The organism is Alteromonas halophila (assembly GCF_014651815.1).
GTDB classification, from domain to species: Bacteria; Pseudomonadota; Gammaproteobacteria; order Enterobacterales; family Alteromonadaceae; genus Alteromonas; species Alteromonas halophila.
This window is the reverse complement of sequence record NZ_BMXP01000003.1, coordinates 53,811-68,738: the sequence shown is the minus strand read 5'-3', so window position 1 is coordinate 68,738 and position 14,928 is coordinate 53,811. Positions and strand designations below refer to the sequence as shown.

The window sequence follows — 14,928 nt, the reverse complement described above, 5'->3', positions numbered from 1 at the left end:
ATCATTTTTGTTGATGACCGCCGGACGAGTCACTCCGTCCGGCTTTCTGTGTTTCGCAGCCTGGTTTAGTTATCACCAAAACTGCCGGCCGCGCCGGGAAATACAACCGGTGACTCGGTACCGTCTTCACTGACACTGGCTACGCCAAAGAAGTAGTTATCGATTACCACATTCTCCAGCGTCGCTTCGGTTACCTTGCCGACAAACCGGCTGTATTCCCACTGAGGGGAAGCGGTACGACGCCAGTAAACCCGATACCCCGCCAGTTGAGGGTTGGCTTGCGGGTCAAGTCCTTGCCAGGACAGGGTGGTCGAGGGTTGTACTGCACCTTCAATTTCCACCTGTGATGGTGGGGCAGGTGCCCATGACATGGCCGCCAGAGCGACGGCGTTCAGGCCAGTGAGTTTGGCCGCATAGTCGAAATCCACACCGTCCAGGGTATCGCCATATTCGATTCCGTTCTCGGTGCGCAAATCCTGATGCTGGCGCTGATAGTTCTCATTGGTTTCCATGATGCGGATTGCAGGAAAGCCTTCAGCGTTGAATGGCCGGTGGTGTCCGCCACGGCCAAAGCGATCAAGGCGGTAAATCAGCATTGTATCGAGGTTCTCAATATAGCTGTCGGCAAGGATATCGATATAGCGGGCCAGGTTGCGGCTGGGAGAGTCTACTTCGCCGCCGGTAAAGCGGCGGGTGCGGGCTTCTTTATCAGTTTCGGTCACCCGGGTGCCTTCTGCAAACAGGCGGGCCGTGGTGTTATTGATAACGCCATTCACCCCTTCAATATTGCCGATCATATCGTTGTTAAGCACGGCCTTGATACGCCAGCCGTCTTTTTTCGCCTGTTTCGCCATAATTTTACCGCCAAACAGGCCCTGTTCCTCGCCGGACAGTGCGGCATACACAATACTGCCATTAAACGTATACTGACTAAGGACGCGTGCAGCTTCCAGCGCACCCGCAACCCCAGAGGCATTGTCGTTTGCACCCGGAGCATCGGAGGTCGCGTCCATGACATCGGATACACGCGAATCAATGTCACCGGACATCACCACATAGCGATCGGGATCAGATGTACCTTGCTGTACAGCAATAACGTTCACCACCTCGGTTGGCTCGGGAATGCGTTTCTCGCCTTCAATCACTTCTGACTGCATGTAGACCTTCAGACAACCGCCACAGGCTTCAGAAATTTTATCAAACTCCGCTTTTATCCAGCGCCGGGCTGCGCCAATGCCGCGCGTGTCACTTTCGGTTTCTGACAGGGTATGACGGGTACCAAAGCTTACCAGTTTTTCAATATCCTGCTGAATGCGCTGCGCAGACACTGCATCGGCAATGTCATGGAGCTTTTTGTAGTCCTGTGTAGGGTTTGTGCTGGCCGTACTTAGTGCGCTACAGAGCGCCAGGCTGCCAGCAAAGAGGCTGGTGGTTAGTCGTTTCATATACATGCCTTTATTATAGTTAGTCAGGTCTGACTACGACGGTACGGTGCGCCTGGCTCAACCTCAAGTGTGTCTGTCTGAAGGCACTGGCATTTTATCGCCTGCCGCGGCAGCGGATGTGTACCAACATATTTTGCAAAAGCGTGTACTTTCAACACCTCTGGTTAAGGGGAGTCTTAATAATGCGTGACGTACTGCAAGAATGGGGTGTGGCATTTGCGATGCACAACGAAGAAATGAACGACTACATCAGAGGACGCTTTCTGTGTAGCCGTAGAACAAAAACGTCCGTGTTAGTGTGATACAGCGCCCTTTTTTCAGATTTTGCCATTGCCCGCGAAACCTGCCTTGCGACTACGCACTTCAGGACTCGCTGAGTGATGACAGACTTGTTCGCATCTTCCTTAAATAAAGGCGAACGCATCGCCGAACAGGTTCTTTTTGTTGAGACCCCGAACGGTAAAGTCTTCCCGCACAGTCCTGGCCATTTCAAAGCGCCCGGCAACATATACCTGCAAGTGACTGAAATCGGCATGGTCGGCCATTACCGCATGATGGACCCAGCCGGTGCGGCCCTGCCAGTCGTCGTGTGCAAATTCCACTACCGGAATAAACGAAAAGTTATCGTGCTTTTCAGCCAGCGCCCGTAACTCATCGGCCAGGTACAAGTCTTCTGCATGGCGACCGCCCCAGTACAGGGTAAGCGGTATCGAGCTGTCACCGGCCAGATGTTGCTGCAGGATAGAATAGGTGTAGGAAAAACCGGTACCACCGGCAATCAGCACCATCGGCATGCCGTTGGGCTGTAAATATGCTTCGCCGTGGCCGCCACTTAACGCAATTTCGCCGTCTTCCTGCATACGGGCAAGCACCTCGCCAGCGTACGTATTTTCCGGGTCGGCGCCAATATGCAGTTCAATCCGGTTATTGTCGGTTGCGGGGTTGGCAATGGAAAATGGCCGCTGATCTTTTTCACCCATATGCACCAGCACATACTGACCGGCTTTAAACTCAACCGGCGAAGGCGGGATCAATGCTACCTTATACACCTCGCTGGTTAGTGGGCTTATACTGTCAACCTTACAAACAATCTCTGACATAGTTTCTCTTCTTAATTTGCGTTACCGGGGGCGCGACGCCGGGCCCATGATATCAAGCTCTTCCCAGATGTCATCCACCCGCTGTTTTACCTCGCTGTCCATTACAATGGGCTCGCCCCATTCGCGGTCCGTTTCACCGGGTAATTTGTTGGTGGCATCCAGGCCCATCTTAGAGCCAAGCCCTGATACCGGAGAGGCAAAATCCAGGTAATCAATCGGTGTATTCTCCACCATCACAGTGTCGCGGGCGGGGTCCATACGGGTGGTAATGGCCCAGATCACATCATTCCAGTCACGCGCGTTAACATCATCGTCACACACAATCACAAACTTGGTGTACATAAACTGGCGCAGAAACGACCACACACCCATCATGACCCGCTTGGCATGGCCGGGGTACTGCTTTTTCATGGTCACTACGGCCATGCGGTATGAGCAGCCTTCGGGCGGAAGATAGAAATCGATAATTTCCGGGAATTGCTTTTGCAGAATCGGTACAAAAACTTCGTTCAGGGCCACCCCGAGTATTGCCGGTTCATCCGGTGGCCTGCCGGTATGCGTAGAATGATAAATCGGGTTTTTACGGTGAGTCACATGCGTTACCGTTAATACCGGAAACTCATCAACCTCATTGTAGTAGCCGGTGTGATCGCCATAGGGACCTTCCGGCGCGGTTTCATCCTGTGCAATATACCCTTCCAGTACAATCTCTGCGCTGGCGGGAACCTGCAAATCATTGCTGACAGACTTCACGACTTCGGTTTTATCGCCGCGCAGCAGTCCGGCAAAGGCATACTCTGACAGCGTATCCGGTACCGGTGTCACGGCACCCAGAATGGTGGCCGGGTCAGCGCCCAGAGCAACGGATACAGGGTAGGGCTCGCCGGGGTGCGTCTCGCACCACTCTTTAAAGTCCAGCGCACCGCCGCGGTGCGACAGCCAGCGCATGATAAGCTTATTTTTTCCCAGCAGCTGCTGGCGATAAATGCCCAGGTTTTGCCGCTTCTTGTGTGGGCCACGGGTAATGGTCAGTCCCCAGGTAATAAGGGGAGCGGCATCACCGGGCCAGCAGCGCTGGATAGGCAGGCGGGTTAGATCTACATCGTCCCCGGTTAATACCACCTCCTGACAAGGGGCTTTTTTCAGTACCTTAGCGGGCATGTTTAGTACCTGCTTAAATACTGGCAGCTTATCCCACAGATCTTTAATGCCTTTGGGCGGCTCCGGCTCTTTTAAATAAGCCAGCAGTTTACCTACCTCACGCAGCGCTGAGACCGAGTCCTGGCCCATTCCCATGGCTACCCGCTCAGGGGTACCAAACAGGTTGGCCAGTACCGGCATGTCATATCCCTTAGGATTCTCAAATAACAATGCCGGCCCCCCGGCACGTAAGGTACGGTCGGCTATTTCGGTGATTTCAAGGTCCGTGCTGATTGGCTGCGAGATGCGCTTTAATTCACCCCGCGCTTCCAGCTTGTCGATAAAGTCTCGTAAATCGTTATATTTCATTTGAACAGGTGTGGCCCACAGACTACGCTTTGAAAATCAGTATACCATTTATGACCTTTGTCCGATCAGTCACTTATGAAATTCCTGTGCTGCCTGTTTTTGATCATCGTTAGTCTCTTTCACTCATCCGTAGTCAGTGCCGCGCAAGCCTGCGTTGGGCCTTCCTATCAGGCGTTTGATTTCTGGCTGGGTCACTGGACAGTGACCACGCCGGATGGAAAAAAAGCCGGGACAAACCGCATTAAAAAGGTCTACGATGGGTGTGTGATCACCGAGCATTACAGCAATACCAGTGGGCCCTACGGCAGCAGTATCAATATGTACGACAGCACGACCGGCAAATGGTATCAGACCTGGGGAGACAAGACCGGATTGCGACTGCAGCTTGAAGGGCAGCTTACCAATGGCAGCATGATAATGAGTGGTGCGACACTAAATGACGATGGACAAACGGTATTACACCAGATTGCCTGGACCCCCAATGATGACGGCACTGTGACCCAGCATTGGCAGGTAAAATCGCCGAGTACGTCCGGTTGGCAAACCCTGTTTAAGGGTACCTACACGAAGGAAGAGTAAGAGTATGAAGGTATTTGACGCCGATTTAACCGAAGAACTAAACCTGATTTTACGTTTTCCACGCGACAGCCTGATGCAGGGGCTAAAAATCCATCATGATGCCAGCCAGACCATTGTTGATGCCGCTGCCAGGCTTCATGCAAAGGGGGTTATTACGCAGCCGGATGGTGGCTATCTTACTGACTTAGGACACGATATTGCAGACCACGCCCGTCGTATTCAGGATGCGTTGCTGATGAAGCTCAACTGACTACCTGGGAAAGGTTTGGTCAAGCCTGTAGGCACTCAGGCGGACAGCGAAGTAGATGAGCAGGTCAGTCTTTTACTGGCCTGGCGGCTTATAGGCAAACTCAACGAGGCCTGGTGTGCAGACCGGCGACACCGTGAATGTGTATGCATATCTGATTCAAGGTTTATGCACGCGGGTCGATACATTTCTACAGGTTAAAAACGTAGTAGCATCATGAATATGGGCGCAGGAAAATTCTTTGTTTGTTTGATGACGGTAATGGCTGTGTGGCAGTTACCTTTGAATGCGCATGCCCAGCAGGATGAGGAATCATCGCAGCTCCGTGCGGTGCAGCTGTACACCCAGGATGAGTTGATACGACTCATTAATGCCAATGAACATCTCGACCGGGTCGTCATGGATCGCTGTCAGCTGGTGCAGGATATTGAAGCGCGGGCTGAAGTGCTGCGCGTACCTGCTTATCAGTTTTTGTGGGGCGATATGCTTGCCTGGGGTGTGTGTGTTGATGCTGCGCCGGCACGGGGTATTGGCTTTATGGAAGATGCCGCAAAACAGGGGCTACCTGCCGCACTGGAACAACTGGGGCGTTATTATTCAAAAGGGACACTGGTGCAGGAGGACAAGTCGCGCGCGGTCATTTATCTGCGCGAGGCGGCGGCGCTGGGTAATCTTAAAGCGCAGCTCCAGCTGGCAGAGCTGTTTATCGATGGTCATGGCAGCCCGTATGATTACGAAGACGCCTATCACTGGCTGTATAACGCCGTGACTGACGACAAACAAACACACGCAAAAATTGCGGCATGTCTGGAACAGCTGGAATCACTGATGCACCCCAAAGCCGTGCGAGCGGCCCGGCGTCCTGCAGACAGCTGAGAGGTTGTGCGCTACGTCTTGTTTAGCGCTTACCGGTAATCATGGGGCTGATCAGAGCAATGCGCCCCCGCCATTGGGTAAAAAGTACCGCCGCAATATGAATACACGCCAGTACCATCAGCGTATCACCTGCCAGCGAATGAATGAGCTCTACAGTGGGGTTGCCGAACAGCGCATCAATTTCTTCCAGTAAGAAGCCGGTAATACCAAGCACGAGGAACAAGGCAAGCGTAGCAAACACAAACAACCAGCCAATCGGGTTGTGGCCGCTGTCACGGGGAATACTTCGTTTGCGCAGGTGGTGCAGATGTTCCCGCACGGCCCGGTAGTTCAGGTGAAACTGTCCGAAATGCGCATGGCCAGGCTTCACCACCCCCCAGACGATGCGAAACAGCACCAGCGCAACCAGTACATAACCGACAATTTCGTGGGCGGTACGTCCCGCTTCCAGAATGAAGTAATTAAGCGTAAAACCAATTACAAACAACCAGTGGCAAAGACGTACCGGTAATGCCCAGATCTGTAGCTGGCCACGGTTGGCCATTAGTGAGACTCTTGTTTTACAATGCTGCCATCTACCGGGTTGAAGTAAATTTCAACTTTGTTGTCCTTGGCATCAAACCCGTAAATTTCGTAGCAATTACCGTCGGTTACCTTAAATTCGTTAATTTTGTAGCCCTGATTTAACAACGTTGACTGAAATGCATCCTGATCCTGCCACTCACTTTGAGGGGCGTCGGTGCACATGGTTGTGGAATGTGTGTTACAGGCACTCAGGCCAGCTACAGAAAGCAGTGAAAGTGCGAGTAAACGATAGTTCATAGTCATGGTCCTTATTCGACAACTGAAAAATATAACAACAGTCAGGAAGATGCTTACAGTCATCTTCGCATCTTCCTTAGCTTAGCGAAATCTTAACACTACGGAATTGTGAGTGTGCTTTACTGTCGTAAGTTCAGTATTTTATAACGCAGGCACGCCCTGCACGGATTAATTACTGTTATACTTGCCGCAGTTTTGCCCCGTACGCAACCCGGCAAGCCATTTACCAATACAGGAAAATCAATAACGGCATGAGTGACGACCCCCATTTCGAGCGAGAAAAGGAAAAATACGAGAATCCCGTAGCCAGCCGGGAGTACCTGCTCAGTGTGCTTAAATCGGGTAAGCTGCCAATGACATTTCTTGAGATTTGCACGGCGGTAAATGCTCCTGATGAGGAAAGCCGCATTGGTATACAGCGACGCCTGCGAGCTATGGAGCGTGAAGGGCAAATTCAGTTTACCCGCCAGAAAAAATACCAGATCCAGAATCAGGATGAACTAATCCGTGGGCGCATTATTGGCCACCGCGATGGCTTCGGGTTTCTCCGGCCCGAGGACAGAAGCGGTGATTTATATATCAGTGCCGGGCAGATGCAGTTTTTCCTGCATGACGATGTAGTTGAAGCGCGCGATAGCGGAACCGATCGTCGCGGCCGCCGCGAAGCCTTTATAAACAGAGTAATCGAGCCCCGCAGTGAGCCCATTGTCGGACGGTACTTTGTCGAGCACGGGTTTGGCGTTGTGATACCTGATGACAGTCGCCTGCAGCACGAAATTGTCATCCCGCCAGAGCATACCCAGGGTGCCCGTATGGGCCAGGTAGTAGTGGTTGAAATGACGCAGCGACCACGCAAACGGGTAAACCCGGTCGGCAAAATCATTGAAATCCTGGGTGAACACATGGCGCCAGGTATGGAAATTGAAATGGCGCTGCGTACCTTTGATATTCCCCATCAGTGGCCGGATGGTGTCACCCGTCAGGTGCAAAAGCTGGATGACGCGGTCCCCGAAGAAGCCAAAGCAGGGCGTATTGATTTACGTCAGTTACCGCTGGTAACGATTGACGGCGAGGACGCACGCGACTTCGATGATGCCGTATTTTGTGAGCCACTCGATGAAGGGGGCTGGCAGCTATGGGTGGCTATTGCCGATGTCAGTCACTATGTAAGAACCGGCACCGCACTGGATGATGAAGCGCAAAACCGGGGGAACTCGGTCTATTTTCCGTCCCAGGTGATCCCAATGTTGCCGGAAGTCTTGTCAAATGGATTGTGCTCGCTCAACCCGGAAGTGGACCGGCTGTGCATGGTGTGTGAAATGACGATATCGCCACAGGGCAAGCTGCAGGATTATCAGTTCTACGAAGCTGTGATGAATTCACATGCACGCCTTACTTATACCAAGGTGTGGCAAATTCTGCAGGGAGATAAAGAGTTATACGAACGCTACGAAGAACACGTCCCGCACCTTCGCAATCTGCATGATCTATATCGGGCACTTAAAAAAGCCCGCCAGCAGCGTGGCGCTATTGAGTTTGAAACTCAGGAAAGTAAGTTTGTCTTCAATGCCCAGCGCAAGATAGAAAATATTGTGCCAGTAGAGCGCAACGATGCGCATAAGCTCATTGAAGAGTGCATGATCATGGCTAATGTCAGTGCCGCGCTGTACCTGGAGAAAAACCAGGCACCCGCCCTGTACCGCGTGCACGACAAACCGGATGCCGACAGGCTGACGACGTTCACCAGTTACTTAGGTGAAATTGGCATACCGCACCGCATTACCGACGACGCAACCCCGGCTGACTTTACGGATGTAGTGAATAAAACCCGCCAGCGTCCGGACGAAGAGCTTATCCAGACCATGTTGTTACGCTCAATGAAACAGGCAGTGTATGACGGGGATAATATTGGTCACTTTGGCCTGGCGCTGGATGCTTATGCGCACTTTACCTCACCAATTCGCCGCTACCCGGATCTGGTAGTGCACCGTGCGCTGAAAAGCATTATTGCCAAACAGCAGGGCAAAAAGGCTGTCAGCGGCGCCAAAGCGTACACCGAGGAAGAAATTGAGACGTTAGGTGAGCAGTGTTCTACTACCGAGCGCCGCGCCGATGACGCTACCCGTGACGTGGCTGACTGGCTGAAATGCGAGTTCATGCTCGATCATGTTGGTGACACGTTTGAAGGGGTTGTCAGTTCGGTTACCGGGTTTGGTCTGTTCGTTCGCCTGACGGAATACCATATTGACGGTCTGGTGCACATTACGTCGCTGGATGATGACTTCTATCACTATGATGAAGTGAAACAAATTCTGGCCGGCGAGTCCGGGCACCGTCAATTCCGTCTGGGTGATACGGTTGAAGTCAAAGTTGCGGCAGTGAATCTGGATGAGCGCAAAATTGATCTGGTGTTCGATCAGCAGACACTGAAAGGCAAAGGGGGCAAAAAAGTCCCTGTGAAGAAGGCCACGAAACCCGCGCGAGGCGGCAAAAAGGGCGATGACGGTAAAGCCGGCGGGAAAAAAAGTGGCAAACCAGCGAAGAAGCGTGGCAAAGCCAACGCGTCTAACAGCAAACGGGGTAAATAATGGCACAGCAGGAGTGGCTGTACGGGCTTCATGCAATGCAGTCTGTGTTACAAAAAGAGCCGGAACGGATCATCGAAATACTGGTGCTGAAAGGCCGTAATGACGACCGGCTGGGTGACATTGTTAATCAGGCCCGGCGTTTTGGTATCAGTCTTCAGTTTTGTCAGCGTAAGACGCTGGACGACAAAGTAGGCGGCCAGCAACATCAGGGCGTTGTGGCCAGAGCTAAGCCCGCCCGGGTACTGGATGAAAGCGATCTGGATACCATTGTGGAGAACGCTAGACAGCCGTTTTTTCTGGTACTTGACGGCGTCACCGATCCACACAATCTGGGCGCCTGTCTGCGCACTGCCGATGGGGCCGGCGTGGATGCGGTGATCGTGCCCAAGGATAAGTCAGCCAGTCTCACGCCAACGGTACGCAAGGTAGCCTGTGGCGCGGCAGAAGTCATGCCGCTTATACAGGTTACCAATCTTGCGCGCACACTTAAGCACCTTAAAGATAACGGTGTGTGGGTAGTTGGCACGGCCGGTGAAACCGACCAGACACTGTATGACATTGATGTATCCGGCCCCACCGCCCTGGTGATGGGCGCAGAAGGCAAAGGCATGCGCCGCCTGACCCGCGAGCATTGCGATCACCTGGTTAAGCTTCCCATGGCTGGCAGTGTGACCAGCCTGAATGTGTCTGTGGCGACCGGTGTTTGTCTTTACGAAATCGTCCGTCAGCGCGCAGGCTAAGCCAGTACACGCATATGTCAGCTTGATATTTCTGCCTCCGTATAACGGTCCCAGGCGTTGTTTCGCACGCCAGCTGCGTAACTGCCTCCCTTCACAAATGAGTAAACGTTTGCGGCCAGTTGCATGCAAGCGCGCTCATATTCCTTTAATTTTAAAAAGAAAATGAATAATATTTTCAGTATGTTGCTCGTTTATACTTAAGCATATTCCCTATACTCCTCGTCATATCTGCTCTATAGGTTGGTGTCAGTAATTCTTTCCTTTCTGCATACGTATGCATTTATATATATGCGTATTCTTACTTATACACATGCTGGTTGTTGTGTACGTAGTATCAAAGTTGCTGGCGAAATAAACGTCAGTGATGGGATGTCATCAGGTAAACCATGGTTGCTGAAGAATGCAGGTACCCGGGTGACATCACGTACACCCTACTTCTCGTTAAAAAAACTAAAAATTTGAGAAGAGGAAAAAAAACAACAAGTAGAGGAAATTTGTTTTGACAAAACACCATAAACTCGCAAGTAAAGCGGTTCTCGCCGCATCGGTATCACTGCTTAGTGCAAGTGTTATTGCCGCGACTAACGGTCCGGTACGTGTTGAAAGCCAGAATTCTGGTTTCGAGACATTGCTGGAAAACCGCTTACAAGCCATGCCAGTAGTGCAGAGTAATCAGCGCTATATCGTCAAGTTCAAAAAAGGCGCAATCGGCCCTGGTGGCGAACGGTTGATGAAAAATGGCGACGCACTCTCAGCACAGCGCGATGCAAACACCGGTGATCTGGGTAACGACGTAGCCCTTAACGCAGTACAGGCTCGCAACACAATCTCGAATGCCGGTGGTGAAACGGTGAGCGTGATTGCAAGGCAGCACCTGGTGGCTGCAAAACTGAGCAAAAAAGCCCTGAACGCCCTGCGTAATGACCCTACAATCGAATCTGTTTCGGTGGATGCTAAGCGCAAGCTTATGGCGCAATCCACGCCTTACGGTATTCCTATGGTAGAAGCGGATCAGTTTGCGCAGTCTAATACCAGTGCCCGTAAAGTTTGTATTATTGATACGGGTTATAACCTTGGGCATCCTGATCTACCTGACACCAATAACGGTGTTACCGGTGAGGGTAATAACAGCCAGGTCGGTAACTGGTACAACGACGGTAACGGTCACGGTACTCATGTTGCAGGAACTATCTCTGCCTATGACAACAGCGAAGGTGTCATTGGTGTGTATCCCGGCGTGGACATGCACATTGTGAAAATTTTCGATGACAATGGTCAGTGGACGTACTCATCAGACATTATTCAGGCAGTGCAACAGTGCCAGGACGCTGGCTCTAATGTGGTTAATATGAGTCTGGGTGGCGGGTCGTCATCTTCAGCTGAAGAATCCGCGATGCAAGGCTTTGCTGACGATGGCGTACTGCTGGTCGCGGCTGCCGGTAATGATGGCAACAGTGTTAAGTCTTATCCGGCCTCCTATGACGCAGTAATGTCAGTTGGTGCGGTTGGATCTAACGAAAGCTGGGCAAACTATTCGCAGTACAACAACCAGGTTGAGATAGCAGCGCCAGGTACGTCTGTAAACTCGACGTATCCTGATGACACCTATGCAGCCCTGACTGGTACGTCAATGGCAACGCCGCACGTAGCGGGCGGTGCAGCACTGGTCTGGAGTTACTTCACTCAGTGTTCTGCGGATGACATCCGTTCCGCGCTAACTGCTACTGCAGAAGACAAAGGCGCTGCAGGCCGTGACAATTACTATGGCTATGGCCTGATGAAACTGGAAGCGGCGTACGACTACCTGAACACCAACGGCTGTGACGGTTCGTCCGGCGGCGGTGACAACGGTGGCGGCGATGGTGGCGTTGAGCCAGTATCAGGTCAGCTGACTAACCTGTCAGGCTCGCGTAATGCATGGGACCGTTACACCTGGGATGTGCCGGAAGGCGTAACGACTATGACGGTAGAAATCTCAGGTGGCAGCGGTGATGCCGACCTGTACATGCGTCTTGGCTCAGAGCCGACGCTAAGCACCTTCGAGTGCCGCCCGTACAATGCCGGTAATGACGAAATCTGCACCATCAGTGCACCGCAGTCAGGTACCTGGCATATCGGTATCCACGGCTACAGCAGCTACAATGGCGTAACCATGGACTACTCTTACGAGTAAACCCACTGTCAAAAGCAGATGAACATAAGGCCGGTCTCTGACCGGCCTTTTTTATGAATTTTTCCAGAATCTGCTAACGGCGTATCAGAAATAAGAGTGTAAGCAAAACAATTACTTCTGCTGACCCGCTTCACATTGGGTATAAGCACAAATACACCCCATGCTAAATAAGCCTTTCCTAACGCTAATCCTTTTGCGTATTCTGACGATATTAGTTTTACGTATTTTTTCTCACTGCGAACTTGCTGGATGCTTTTTTTCGTAGTCGTGTTGCTGTTAACACCTCGCTAAGCCAACTTCCAATACCTATCAAGGCTGGCACCAACAGGGCTTTATCATGAATTTGAAAAGTAGCGTTTTATCTTTTTTTCCGGTAGTCACCGCAGCTTGCCTTGGCCTTCATGCCACAGCCAGTGCTCAGGATGCGCCGACGTCATCATTAAAAAACTCACTGGCAGATCAGCTTCAGTATGTGCTTGAAGCGCAGGATCGTTACATCATCGAGTTTGAAAAAAATGCAGCCAACACTGGCCTCTACAAGGCTCGTCTTGCGGAAGAGCAAGACATGAACATCGTACCGGAGCGGGGATTTGATGTGGCCATCGCAAAGAAGGCAGTGAGTCTGGCTTCAGGTAGAGTACATAAGGTAATTGAAGATCGTGCTGTGATTGTCGCTTCACTCGATAGCCATGGACTTGAACAACTCCGGCAGCGTGATGACATAAAAAGAATTTCCCCTGACCCGGTCAGAGAGTTATTTGCTCAGACCCAACCGTATAGCCATGCCATGATTGAAGCCACTGAGCTGGTTCAGTCAGAAACAGACTCTGTTAAAGTATGCGTGATTGATACCGGTATTGATGAAGGACACGAGGATCTGCCTGATCGCGCCGATGGCCTGACCGGCACCACAACTGGCAACGCAGTTGGTGAATGGTTCAATGATGGTTTCGGACATGGCACGCATGTGGCAGGGATTATAGCAGCGTACGACAATACGTTCGGTAGTGTGGGTATTTATCCTGGTGTGAGAATGCACGTAGTTAAAATTTTCAATGACGACGGCAATTGGACTTACGCTTCGAATGTTATAGAGGCGGTGCAGCAATGTGCAGACGCTGGTGCTAACGTAATTAATATGAGTTTTGGTGGACCCGGAAAGTCTAGCTACGAAGAACAGAATTTAATAGAGTTTGAGAGTCAGGGGCTGATTATGGTTGGCGCTGCTGGCAATGATGGAAGCAGCAGTAAAGCTTATCCTGCATCATACGATGCCGTCATGTCCGTAGCAGCGCTAAAGTCAGATGGCTACAGAGCTGGCTACTCCCAACATAATGATGCAGTAGAAATTGCCGCTCCCGGCAGCGGCATATACTCGACCTATCCCGGCTATGGCTATCGAAACCTCAGTGGTACATCCATGGCTGCACCGCACGTAACGGCTGGTGCGGCCTTGTTATGGAGTTTTTTCCCGGAATGCTCGGGAAGCCAGATAAGGAAAGCGCTAACACGGACAGCGCTGGATAAAGGCGCTACCGGACGTGACACCTACTATGGTCATGGCATGCTACGTGTCCAGGCCTCTTATGAAGATATCGCAGCTTATGGGTGCGATGGAGATGATGGATCAGCACAAGATGGCGGTAGTGAACCTCAACGTATTGAGGTAGTGAAAGATAATCTTTCAGTATCAGCGGGTAAATGGCTACGTTACTGGGCAGATATTCCTGCAAACGTAAGACAGTTGAAGGTGACACTATCTGGTGGTGAGGGTAACGCAGATCTTTTTGTCAACAGGGGCAGAGAAGTTACCCCCTGGCATTGGGATTGTTATTCTGCTAGCACCAATAATGAAGAGCTCTGCTTATTTGAAACACCGGCAGCTGATAAGTGGAGCATTGGAATTCGTGCAAATTCCGATGTGAGTGGTTCAACACTGACTTATTCCTATTTGCCCGAAGATAGCACAGACGCAGGTGACGACGGAGATAATGGCGACAATGGCAATGATCCTGATGAGGATGTTGTGGTTGAGAAAACCAACTTGTCAGTTTTAGCCGGAAGATGGTCTCGCAATTGGTGGGTTAGCATACCTGACAATGTAAAATCGCTGACAGTTAAACTAACAGGTGGCAGTGGCAATGCCGAGCTGTATGTGAATAAAGGCCGTGAAGTAACATCGTGGCACTGGAAATGCCGGTCTAATGGACCTGACAACGAAGAGTTATGTACTATCGATAATCCAAAAATGGATAAATGGAATATCGGAATCTGGGCGAAAACGGATGTGTCAGGACTGACTTTACAATACGCATATTCCTTTAATGACGATGGTGAGGACGACGGCAGTGATGAAGGCGATGGCGTGACTATCGTTAAAGACGGCCTTACGTTATCTGGAGGGAACTGGTTGCGTTACAAAGTTACGTTGCCGTCTGGCACATTGGAACTGGATGTTAGTCTGTCAGGTGTTGAGGGCAATGCGGCGCTCTACGTCCATAAAGGGCGGGATGTAACCCCATGGCACTGGACGTGTAAGTCGGACAGTGGAGATGCTGTAGAAACCTGTCATTTTGATAATCCCGCAACGAATACTTACTGGAGCCTGGGAATAAGGGCCAGTGCTGACATCGAGGACGCCACACTTTCTTACTCCTACAAATAATATCATGAGAGTCAAAGTGTCAGTGTTGCTTGAAAGTATGCTTCTGCATCGACTCTCCCATCGCGCCAGGTGTGGGAGAGCGTTCTATACACGTTAAGTTTAATAAGGGCGGCGCATTGTGGTTATGTTTTTATAACTTTATGTAGCGCTGACAATCACAACTATTAAGCTATTTCACACCTCG

At 51.2% G+C, this 14,928-nt stretch carries 12 protein-coding genes; 7 read left to right on the top strand and 5 right to left on the bottom strand.

From position 1 onward, the window contains the following. Positions 1 to 65: 65 nt before the first annotated feature. The 3 genes from IE054_RS07420 to ubiD all read right to left on the bottom strand — a co-directional run bounded on the left by IE054_RS07420 (position 66) and on the right by ubiD (position 4,054). Positions 66 to 1,445, bottom strand: a complete 1,380-nt coding sequence (locus IE054_RS07420; RefSeq protein ID WP_189404910.1) for a M20/M25/M40 family metallo-hydrolase — start codon at positions 1,443 to 1,445, stop codon at positions 66 to 68. Positions 1,446 to 1,849: 404 nt separating this feature from the next. Continuing rightward, complete coding sequence (gene fre / locus IE054_RS07415; protein ID WP_189404908.1) at positions 1,850 to 2,545, bottom strand: NAD(P)H-flavin reductase; 696 nt, start codon at positions 2,543 to 2,545, stop codon at positions 1,850 to 1,852. A 21-nt stretch (positions 2,546 to 2,566) separates the two neighbouring features. After that, a complete protein-coding gene (gene ubiD, locus IE054_RS07410) occupies positions 2,567 to 4,054 on the bottom strand; it encodes a 4-hydroxy-3-polyprenylbenzoate decarboxylase (RefSeq protein WP_189404906.1) in 1,488 nt (495 codons plus the stop codon). Positions 4,055 to 4,129: 75 nt separating this feature from the next. Between ubiD and IE054_RS07405 the strand changes: the two genes are divergently transcribed. The 3 genes from IE054_RS07405 to IE054_RS07395 all read left to right on the top strand — a co-directional run bounded on the left by IE054_RS07405 (position 4,130) and on the right by IE054_RS07395 (position 5,756). Next, positions 4,130 to 4,633 carry a hypothetical protein gene (locus IE054_RS07405; protein WP_189404904.1) on the top strand — a complete coding sequence of 168 codons (504 nt, stop codon included), beginning with the start codon at positions 4,130 to 4,132 and terminating at the stop codon, positions 4,631 to 4,633. Positions 4,634 to 4,637: 4 nt separating this feature from the next. Beyond that, positions 4,638 to 4,883, top strand: a complete 246-nt coding sequence (locus IE054_RS07400; RefSeq protein WP_189404902.1) for a TIGR02647 family protein — start codon at positions 4,638 to 4,640, stop codon at positions 4,881 to 4,883. 258 nt (positions 4,884 to 5,141) lie between these two features. Next, positions 5,142 to 5,756: a tetratricopeptide repeat protein gene (locus IE054_RS07395; protein WP_229805062.1), complete on the top strand. Its 615-nt coding sequence runs from the start codon at positions 5,142 to 5,144 to the stop codon at positions 5,754 to 5,756. 22 nt (positions 5,757 to 5,778) lie between these two features. Here IE054_RS07395 and IE054_RS07390 read toward each other — a convergent pair whose 3' ends face one another. Together IE054_RS07390 and IE054_RS07385 are read right to left on the bottom strand one after the other, a co-directional pair. Then, on the bottom strand, positions 5,779 to 6,300 hold the full coding sequence (locus IE054_RS07390) for a cytochrome b/b6 domain-containing protein (protein ID WP_189404900.1): 522 nt from the start codon (positions 6,298 to 6,300) through the stop codon (positions 5,779 to 5,781). Further along, positions 6,300 to 6,578: a PepSY domain-containing protein gene (locus IE054_RS07385; RefSeq protein ID WP_189404897.1), complete on the bottom strand. Its 279-nt coding sequence runs from the start codon at positions 6,576 to 6,578 to the stop codon at positions 6,300 to 6,302. The genes IE054_RS07390 and IE054_RS07385 overlap by 1 nt, the downstream gene beginning before the upstream one ends. 251 nt (positions 6,579 to 6,829) lie before the next feature. On the opposite strand from IE054_RS07385, the gene rnr reads away from it, so the two are divergent. From rnr to IE054_RS07365, 4 genes are all read left to right on the top strand, one after another. Continuing rightward, positions 6,830 to 9,166, top strand: coding sequence for a ribonuclease R (rnr, locus tag IE054_RS07380; RefSeq protein WP_189404896.1), 2,337 nt, complete (start codon positions 6,830 to 6,832; stop codon positions 9,164 to 9,166). After that, on the top strand, positions 9,166 to 9,906 hold the full coding sequence (gene rlmB / locus IE054_RS07375; RefSeq protein ID WP_189404894.1) for a 23S rRNA (guanosine(2251)-2'-O)-methyltransferase RlmB: 741 nt from the start codon (positions 9,166 to 9,168) through the stop codon (positions 9,904 to 9,906). The genes rnr and rlmB overlap by 1 nt, the downstream gene beginning before the upstream one ends. A gap of 499 nt (positions 9,907 to 10,405) precedes the next feature. Beyond that, complete coding sequence (locus tag IE054_RS07370; RefSeq protein ID WP_189404892.1) at positions 10,406 to 12,079, top strand: S8 family serine peptidase; 1,674 nt, start codon at positions 10,406 to 10,408, stop codon at positions 12,077 to 12,079. Positions 12,080 to 12,416: 337 nt separating this feature from the next. Continuing rightward, positions 12,417 to 14,744 (top strand): S8 family serine peptidase, encoded by a 2,328-nt coding sequence (locus tag IE054_RS07365; RefSeq protein ID WP_189404890.1) that lies wholly within the window; start codon positions 12,417 to 12,419, stop codon positions 14,742 to 14,744. Positions 14,745 to 14,928 lie beyond the last annotated feature (184 nt).

Excerpts from the sequence above, each read along its gene's own strand:
- ubiD (WP_189404906.1), bottom strand. The coding sequence starts at position 4,054 with ATGAAATATAACGATTTACGAGACTTTATCGACAAGCTGGAAGCGCGG.
- IE054_RS07390 (WP_189404900.1), bottom strand. The coding sequence starts at position 6,300 with ATGGCCAACCGTGGCCAGCTACAGATCTGGGCATTACCGGTACGTCTT.
- IE054_RS07385 (WP_189404897.1), bottom strand. The coding sequence starts at position 6,578 with ATGAACTATCGTTTACTCGCACTTTCACTGCTTTCTGTAGCTGGCCTG.
- IE054_RS07400 (WP_189404902.1), top strand. The coding sequence starts at position 4,638 with ATGAAGGTATTTGACGCCGATTTAACCGAAGAACTAAACCTGATTTTA.
- rlmB (WP_189404894.1), top strand. The coding sequence starts at position 9,166 with ATGGCACAGCAGGAGTGGCTGTACGGGCTTCATGCAATGCAGTCTGTG.
- IE054_RS07365 (WP_189404890.1), top strand. The coding sequence starts at position 12,417 with ATGAATTTGAAAAGTAGCGTTTTATCTTTTTTTCCGGTAGTCACCGCA.
- IE054_RS07395 (WP_229805062.1), top strand. The coding sequence starts at position 5,142 with ATGGCTGTGTGGCAGTTACCTTTGAATGCGCATGCCCAGCAGGATGAG.
- IE054_RS07420 (WP_189404910.1), bottom strand. The coding sequence starts at position 1,445 with ATGAAACGACTAACCACCAGCCTCTTTGCTGGCAGCCTGGCGCTCTGT.
- fre (WP_189404908.1), bottom strand. The coding sequence starts at position 2,545 with ATGTCAGAGATTGTTTGTAAGGTTGACAGTATAAGCCCACTAACCAGC.
- IE054_RS07405 (WP_189404904.1), top strand. The coding sequence starts at position 4,130 with ATGAAATTCCTGTGCTGCCTGTTTTTGATCATCGTTAGTCTCTTTCAC.
- rnr (WP_189404896.1), top strand. The coding sequence starts at position 6,830 with ATGAGTGACGACCCCCATTTCGAGCGAGAAAAGGAAAAATACGAGAAT.